Origin of the sequence: Ancylomarina sp. (assembly GCF_041555295.1) — a bacterium.
Lineage (GTDB): Bacteria > Bacteroidota > Bacteroidia > Bacteroidales > Marinifilaceae > Ancylomarina.
Genome location: NZ_JBFFKR010000144.1, coordinates 1 through 8,541 on the forward strand (window position 1 = coordinate 1; position 8,541 = coordinate 8,541).

Below are 8,541 nucleotides of genomic sequence, written 5' to 3' on the forward strand. Positions count from 1 at the left end.
ATCCGTTGAGATTCTTCTTACCTCGATGGGGCATTTCTATTGGGCTTAGGCTTTATTCAGGTTTCCTTTTTGATTGGAATAGTTCTGTTTTTTAAGGCTTGAAACTGTAATAAAAGGGAATCTGGGGTTTGCTTTTCCTATACTGATCGCCTATATTTAAGACATGACATCAGAAAATAAACATAGTTTTGATGTCATAACGAACTAGAATTCTCAACAATTACAAACCTTAGTTTTATTGATCAAATGATTCCTTTATTTTGGTTGAGAGAAACGAAAATTTGAAGGTGTAAAAGGCAAGATTTCGAGAGCATTAAACAACAACACTTCTTAAATGGCTTAAATATCGGTTTCCTTCCCTATGGAGGAGAGCTCTTTTTATTTACGCGCCATATTTCGGCTTTTTCCTTAAATCGTCTAAAAAAAATTAGAACGACTGCTATTCATTTAACCACAAATCCCAGAATAGCAGTTGGGAAACTATTAACCCATGATTTTGCCCCAAAGTAGAATCATCTAAGCCAAGATTAATTTTTATGACAAAGTTCAATTTACCCGAAGACGAATGTGAGCAACAAAAGAAGTCGATGTATTTGCCCCAATGCGAATCGGATGCCTGCGGTATTGGTTTTATTGCTCATGTAAAAGGAGAGAAGTCCCATCAGATTGTACTCGATGCGTTGACCATGTTAGAGAATATGGAACACCGTGGGGCTATTGGAAGCGACCCAGAGACGGGTGATGGCGCTGGCATTCTAATACAAGTGCCCGATAAGTTTTTCAGGAAGGAATTGAAGACTATAGGGCTTGAATTACCTGCCTTTGGCGAATATGGTGTGGGGATGATCTATTTTCCTGATGATGTCAAAGAGAGAGAAGATTGCAGAAGACTTTTGAATATAAACTTGTCTGAACTAGGTTTTGATTTGATTGGTTATCGCGATGTGCCTGGTGTTTCGAATGCAGTAGGTGAAACAGCCCGCAAAACTGAACCTAAATCTGAGCAAATATTTGTGAAGCATAAGGATGGATTGACGGGAATGGATTTGGAGCGAAAGCTATTTGTTCTGCGACAGTACAGTGCGCATACCATTAATAAATTGATTCTAAACGATAGTCAAACTTTTTACTTCACCTCCTTTTCATACAAAACCATTGTGTATAAGGGGCAGTTTAGAACGCATCAAACCCGACAATATTATACTGATCTATTGGATGAAGATCTTGAATCGGCAATAGCCCTGATCCATTCACGATTCTCGACCAATACCTTTCCCAAGTGGCGATTGGCTCAGCCTTTCAGATATATTGCGCACAATGGTGAGATCAACACGGTGAGAGGGAATATGAACTGGATGCGTTCCAATGAGAAATTTCTGGAGTGTACCAAATTCACTCACGATGACATGCTCAAGCTGCGCCCTGTGATGGACGAAACGAACTCCGATTCGGGTAATCTCGATTCAATGGTTGAGATGCTGGTGATGGGTGGACGATCTTTGCCTCATGTATTGATGATGTTGATTCCAGAGGCCTGGCAGCAAACACAGAAAATGAATGATGAAAAGAAAGCCTTTTATCAATATCATGCTTCTATTATGGAGCCTTGGGACGGACCCGCTTCCATCTGCTTTACCGATGGGAATATTGTAGGAGCCACTCTCGATCGTAACGGCCTGCGTCCTTCGAGAATGATTCTGACTAACGACGATAGAATTATTGTTTCTTCGGAAGTGGGGGCTTTGCCAATTGCTCCTGAAAAGATCGTGAGAAAATGGCGGGTACAACCCGGTAAGATGGTTTATGCTGATTTGGAAAAGGGAAGAATTGTATTTGATAAGGAAATAAAAAGCGAAATAGCAAAAAGAGCACCCTATAGAAGCTGGCTCGATATGAATCAATTGCATATTGATGAGATTCCTGAGAAGAATTTGAGCTATGAATACGATGCTGATAATCTACTCAGCCTTCAGCAAGCTTTTGGTTTCAGTCAGGAGGATGTGGATTTCATTATCACAAGTATGGCCGAAACGGGTAAGGAGCCTTTGGGTTCGATGGGAAGCGATGTGCCTTTGGCTATTCTGTCTAACCAAAGCCGACATCTGTCTAATTATTTTAAGCAACAATTTGCACAGGTCAGTAACCCGCCTATCGATCCTATTAGGGAAAAAATAGTGATGTCATTGCGCACTTCGGTGGGGAAACTCTACAATTTATTGTCTGAGACGCCTTTGCATTGTAAGCAGATTACATTCGATCAGCCAGTACTGACCAATAAGCAGCTTCAGAACTTACGTTCTTACCACGATACCAACTTTCGTATCAAGGTGCTCGATGCTATTTATTCTGCATCGGGAGAGCCGGGTGAATTGGAAAAGGCTTTAAGTCAGATGTGTCAGGAGGTTGATCAGGCTATTATAGAAAATGGATACAATGTAATCCTGATTTCCGATAGGAAGATTGACGCAGATCATGCACCAATTCCTTCCCTATTGGCAGTGGGAGCTATTCATCACCATTTGGTGGAGAATGGTTTGCGTGTGCGTGTGGGGCTGATTGTTGAAGCCGGAGATGTGAGAGAGACGCATCACTTTGCCACACTTATTGGTTATGGAGCCAATGCGATTAACCCTTATATGGCTTTCGATACCATTGTATCGCTTGAGGCTAATAAATTGTCACCGAAAGGACTTACCAATGAACTTGCCTTCGAAAACTATATTGCAGCCATTGGTGGCGGCTTGCTTAAGATCTTTTCGAAGATGGGTATCTCAACCCTGCAATCCTATCATGGTGCGCAAATTTTCGAAGCTATTGGCTTGTCAGGTAAGGTCGTTGATAAGTGCTTTAAGGGCACTGTTTCCCGACTGGGGGGTATCGATTTCGATGGTATAGCCCGCGAGGTTTTTGTACGCCATCAATTGGCATTTCCACAGCAATCGGGTTTAAAGCCACGTTTGGATGAAGGTGGACTTTATCAGTGGAAAAAAAAGGGAGAGCACCATTTATTTAACCCAACAACAATTCGTTTGTTGCAACAGGCTGCTCGAAGAAAGTCTCAGGAAGCCTACAACGAGTATGCTCGGGAGATAAACGATCAGTCCGAAAAAGCGGTGACCATTAGAAGTTTATTTGAATTCAAGAAACGTAAATCGGTTCCCTTGGCAGAGGTTGAGCCAGTTGAAAAGATATTCAAACGTTTTGCAACGGGTGCCATGTCATTCGGATCCATATCTCATGAGGCCCACTCAACTTTGGCCATTGCTATGAATCGTATCGGTGGTAAGAGCAACAGTGGGGAAGGTGGGGAGGACGAAATGAGATACGAGCCACTACCCAATGGCGACAGTATGCGTTCGGCTATCAAACAAGTGGCTTCTGGACGATTTGGAGTGACTTCTTATTACCTCAGTCAGGCCGATGAGATTCAAATTAAAATGGCGCAGGGTGCTAAGCCAGGCGAAGGGGGTCAGCTGCCAGGGCATAAGGTTGATGAATGGATTGGAAAGGTGAGACATTGTACCCCGGGTGTAGGTTTGATATCACCGCCACCACATCACGATATCTATAGCATTGAGGATTTGGCTCAGTTGATTTACGATTTGAAAAATGCCAATCGAAAAGCTAGAATCAATGTAAAATTGGTTGCAAAAGCAGGCGTAGGAACTATTGCTGCAGGTGTGGCCAAGGCTCATGCCGATGTGGTTTTGGTTTCAGGTTTCGATGGCGGAACAGGGGCTTCACCTATTAGTTCGGTGCAACATGCAGGTACATCGTGGGAGCTTGGTTTGTCAGAAACTCACCAAACTTTGGTGAAAAACAAGCTTCGCGATAGAATTACTGTACAGGCCGATGGGCAAATGCGAACAGGGCGTGATTTGGCTATTGCCACTCTTTTGGGTGCTGAAGAATGGGGCGTGGCTACGGCAGCCTTGGTTGCAACGGGTTGTATTATGATGCGAAAATGCCATTCGAATACTTGTCCTGTTGGAGTCGCAACTCAAGATAAAGAATTGCGTAAACTCTTTACGGGCGATCCAAAACATGTGGTGAATTACTTCACTTTCCTAGCCGAAGATTTGCGTCAGATTATGGCCGAATTGGGTTTCCGAACCATCAACGAGATGGTTGGTCAGGTCGATGTGCTTAGAGTAAGAGAGGATATTGAGCATTGGAAGATTAAAAGCCTCGATTTAAGTCCGATTCTTTATAAAGAAAAGGCGGATAAAGGGGTTGGTTTGTATAAAAAGACGGAACAAGATCATGGTATCGACAAGTTTTTCGATTGGAAATTGATCGAATTGGCACAGCCAGCTCTCGAAAGAGGGGAATCGGTTTCGGGAGAGTTCGATTTGGTGAATACCGACAGGGCTGTGGGAACATTACTGTCTCACGAGATATCGAAGAGATACAAATCTGATGGCTTAGCCGAAGATACCATCAAACTGAAGTTTAGAGGTTCGGCAGGGCAGAGTTATGCCGCCTTTGCAGCTAAGGGAATCTCCTTTGAATTGGAAGGCGAGGCCAACGACTATTTTGGTAAAGGCCTTTCGGGCAGTAAGCTAATTGTATATCCCGATAGAAAATCGACTTACGAAGCAGCCGACAATATGATTATCGGTAACGTGGCCTTTTATGGTGCCACATCGGGCGAAGCTTATATTAATGGTGTAGCAGGTGAGCGTTTTTGTGTGAGAAATTCGGGTGTAACAGCCGTAGTCGAAGGTGTGGGGCGACATGCTTGCGAGTATATGACCGGAGGAAAGGTTGTTATTCTTGGCAGTGTGGGTTCAAACTTCGGTGCAGGTATGTCGGGAGGTATCGCTTATGTGTACGATATAGAAGGCACTTTCGAGAAATATAAAAACTACGAGTTGGACGATTACGAAAGTATCGATTTGGAAGATGAAGAGGTCTTGCACGATTATATCAGTAAGCATTATAAATACACAAAGAGCAAGCGAGCCAAGGAAATTCTTGACGATTGGGATAATGCCATGCTGAAGTTCATTAAGATTTTCCCTAAGGAATATAGACAAGCCTTGGAGAATCAGAAAAAGAAAACTGAAGCCTTAGAAAAAGCAATTCTGGTTTAACTCATTTTATTGATGTTCTCTCTTCCTTCGATTCCGCTCAGGAAACGGGAGAAAAAAAAGTGAGACAGTCAGCATTATCCAGGATTATCAAAATTAAAAGAATTGAAAGATGGGAAAACCAACAGGATTTTTAGAATATAGAAGAGAATTGCCAGCCTACAAACCCGTGGCAGTTCGTATTGGCGATCATAAAGAGTTTATAGAGTCGATAAGTAAAATTAAAGTTGAAAAACAAGCAGCACGTTGTATGGATTGTGGAGTACCTTTTTGCCATAGTGGCTGCCCATTGGGAAATAATATACCCGATTTTAACGATATGGTGTATAAAGACAATTGGCAGGCCGCCTATAAAATTTTAGCCTCGACCAATAATTTCCCGGAGTTTACCGGACGAATTTGCCCGGCTCCCTGCGAGGCATCCTGCGTATTAGCTATCAATAAGGAAGCTACCGCTATCGAGATGATTGAAAAGAATATTATTGAGCGAGCGTATAAAGAAGGCTGGGTACAGCCTAATATCCCTTTAATGCGCAGTAATAAGAAGGTGGCTGTGATTGGTTCAGGTCCGGCAGGTTTGGCAGCGGCCTCTCAGCTCAACTCGGCGGGTCATCGGGTTACCGTATTCGAACGAAGCGACCGCATTGGTGGTTTATTGCGTTATGGGATACCCGATTTTAAGTTGGAGAAAACCGTGATTGATCGTCGACTGGAAGTGATGAGAGCAGCTGGTATCGAATTTAAAACTAAGGCTTATGTCGGCAAAAATATTACTGTAGAAAGCGTATTGAACGATTACGATGCCTTATTGCTTTCTGGCGGTTCAACCATCCCCAGAGATGTCGATGTTAAGGGGCGCGAGCTGAAAGGTGTTTATTTTGCCATGGATTTTTTGCGTCAGCAAAATGAGCGCAATGCTGGCGATACCATTAAGAAAGAAGAGATTATTTTAGCAAAAAACAAGCATGTTTTGGTCATTGGCGGTGGCGATACGGGTTCCGATTGTGTGGGAACATCTATCAGACAGGGCGCTCAGTCTGTGCTTCAAATTGAACTGTTGTTTCAGCCACCCAAAGGTTTTAATCCGGAAACACCCTGGCCCCAATACCCGGCTATATTGCGTACCAGTAGTTCTCAGGAAGAGGGTTGCCAAAGAGAATGGTCGGTTCTGACCAAAGAATTTGTTGGCGACGCTAATGGCAATTTAAAGGCCGTAAAATTAGTCGATATTGAATGGGTAAATGGCACGTTTAATGAGCTTGAAGGCAGTGAACGCGAATTGCCTTGCGATTTGGCCTTCTTAGCCGTAGGCTTTCTGCATCCTCAGCTCGAAGGTTTGCTTAGCGAACTGGGAATTGAATTGGATGAGCGAGGTAATGTGAAGACTCAAAAGTATGCCACCTCAAAAACAGGTGTGTTTGCTGCTGGTGATATGCGTCGGGGGCAATCCTTGGTGGTGCATGCCATTAGCGAAGGTCGTGAAGCAGCGCGTAAGGTCGATATTTATCTGAGCGGTAGTTCCGTTTTAGAATCAAAAGAACATTCTCTAATCTCCGTGGTAGATTGATTTAGAGTAAGGCCCCTTTTCCTTGTCAATTTGGGAAAGGGGCCTTTATTTTTATATTGTCATTACCTTCGGTGATCTCGCAGGCTCGGTAGCGAGAGCGAGGTACGAGCTCGTGGCAATCTCATCATAAATGAATTGACTCTTGCTATTTCATAACTCATTTTATTTCTCCTCCTTGGTTAAGGAGGAGTGCCTGATCCCGAAATGCGGGAGAAGGCGAGGTGGTTTGTTCATCGATAATTCTCATCGAGATGCCACCCCAAACCCCTAAATGGGCTTGTTTGGTAGTGGGTATGAGAGTCCCCTTCAGTGGATTTAGGGGTGATTTTCAAATAAAAGAGACCATACTCCTGTCATTGCGAGATTACTTCACTCGTTTAGGCTCTTAGTGAGAAATAAACACTGACAGCTGAATCCCGAAGCATCCCTTAGGTTTTGAATATCGACATTCCTTTTAAGCCTCTCTAGGGCTTTGGGGTGATTTTCAAAAAATCCAATTCCTGGCAAGTCATGCTAGGCACAAATTCAGTGACTACATAATCAGCCAAATTGTTTTGTTTGAAAGGATCCTGTTCCAATACAGTATTCAAAGCCTCTCTATTCTCCATATTAGAGAGAATAAGGCCTCCCGTACGAGGCACTTGTCTTCCCGAAGCTATAAAATAACCTAAGGCATATTGTTGTTTCAAATAATCGACATGAGCAGTTAGATGTTGCTCAATCACATCTAAACTGACTTTGTAATTGACATGTACAATAAACATTCTATTCTGTTTTTAATGAGTTTATATTTGAACGATGAAAGTAGAACATTTTATGTAGTTTTTATAAGTCTGATCAGTAATAATTGCAACTCGCATAAAACTAAATCTGCTTATCAGTAAAAATACTGCTAAAGAACATAAGTTAATGAATGGTAAATATTGAAATCGTGTTGGTTTTTTACATAACTTCATTCTCGATTTGTTAGTTGATGGCTAATAATGACGCCCTTGTATGTGAAATGTGCAAGGAGAAATAAATTAAATGTGAAGAACGATTTGTGATGTTGGTTTTATAAACAATTAAAATCTAGACTCATGTCAGATCAACAAGATTTATTAGATCACTTAGATGTGATTAAAGCTGTTCCCAGAGAACAAATTAAGTACTGCGATATGCCAGTAAAGATGCATGTGAATGAACTTGAAAACTTGCATACGCGTGTAAGTGTCGACTTACCAAAATTGATTGCAGTAGGTATGAACCCCGATTTAGTAACTAAGCTATTGGCTTATACGGGTGCTTTGCGAACTGCTGAATGCAATTGGACAGAGCTAAACACCGTGCGCGACGATGCCAAAGAAGCTTGGAAGGCAGAATGGCCGGCTTTTATCGAATTCCGTAACGATTTAATCGATCAGATGGATTTCGCTTATCGCAATAGCGAGCCTTTATTAAAGAAATTGGCTGCAATTAAAGAAGGTGATTCACAGGCCGATGCCGTACAAGATATGGCAAGCCTTTCGGTATTGGGTAAAGCTAATTTAGAGCCACTTGAGTCCATTAATTTCGATGCTCTTTTATTAGACAAAGCAGCTACCGATGCCGACAGAATGGGTGGTTTATTGGGTGCTGTTAATGGTCATATGTATGTCGATGACGAAATTAAAGTCATTCGCGATCAGGCTTATACTTTAACCAAGCAAGTGGCCGATGAAATACGCAAGTATGGTCGTTTCGTATTTCGTAATGATCCTAAAATTGTAAAATCTTATTCAAGCAAATACAGCAGAGATAAGAACAGTGCTTACCGACGCAGGCTAGCAGAAGAAGCTCAGGAATAAAACCTGACTCGTATTCAAAGAAAGAGAAGCTCATCACTTCTCTTTTTTTATGCTC

At 42.3% G+C, this 8,541-nt stretch carries 4 protein-coding genes; 3 read left to right on the plus strand and 1 reads right to left on the minus strand.

The window, feature by feature from the left end; genetic code table 11:
- The first annotated feature begins 536 nt into the window (after positions 1–536).
- Both gltB and ABY905_RS10765 read left to right on the plus strand, forming a co-directional pair.
- Complete coding sequence (gene gltB / locus ABY905_RS10760; protein ID WP_372643544.1) at positions 537–5,096, plus strand: glutamate synthase large subunit; 4,560 nt, start codon at positions 537–539, stop codon at positions 5,094–5,096.
- Positions 5,097–5,205: 109 nt separating this feature from the next.
- Positions 5,206–6,660, plus strand: coding sequence for a glutamate synthase subunit beta (locus tag ABY905_RS10765; protein WP_372643547.1), 1,455 nt, complete (start codon positions 5,206–5,208; stop codon positions 6,658–6,660).
- A 464-nt stretch (positions 6,661–7,124) separates the two neighbouring features.
- On the opposite strand, the gene ABY905_RS10770 is transcribed toward ABY905_RS10765, so the two are convergent.
- A complete protein-coding gene (locus ABY905_RS10770) occupies positions 7,125–7,424 on the minus strand; it encodes a YciI family protein (RefSeq protein ID WP_372643549.1) in 300 nt (99 codons plus the stop codon).
- Positions 7,425–7,739: 315 nt separating this feature from the next.
- Here ABY905_RS10770 and ABY905_RS10775 point away from each other — a divergent pair, with 315 nt between their 5' ends.
- A complete protein-coding gene (locus tag ABY905_RS10775) occupies positions 7,740–8,486 on the plus strand; it encodes a hypothetical protein (protein WP_372643551.1) in 747 nt (248 codons plus the stop codon).
- The last annotated feature ends 55 nt before the right edge of the window (positions 8,487–8,541 follow it).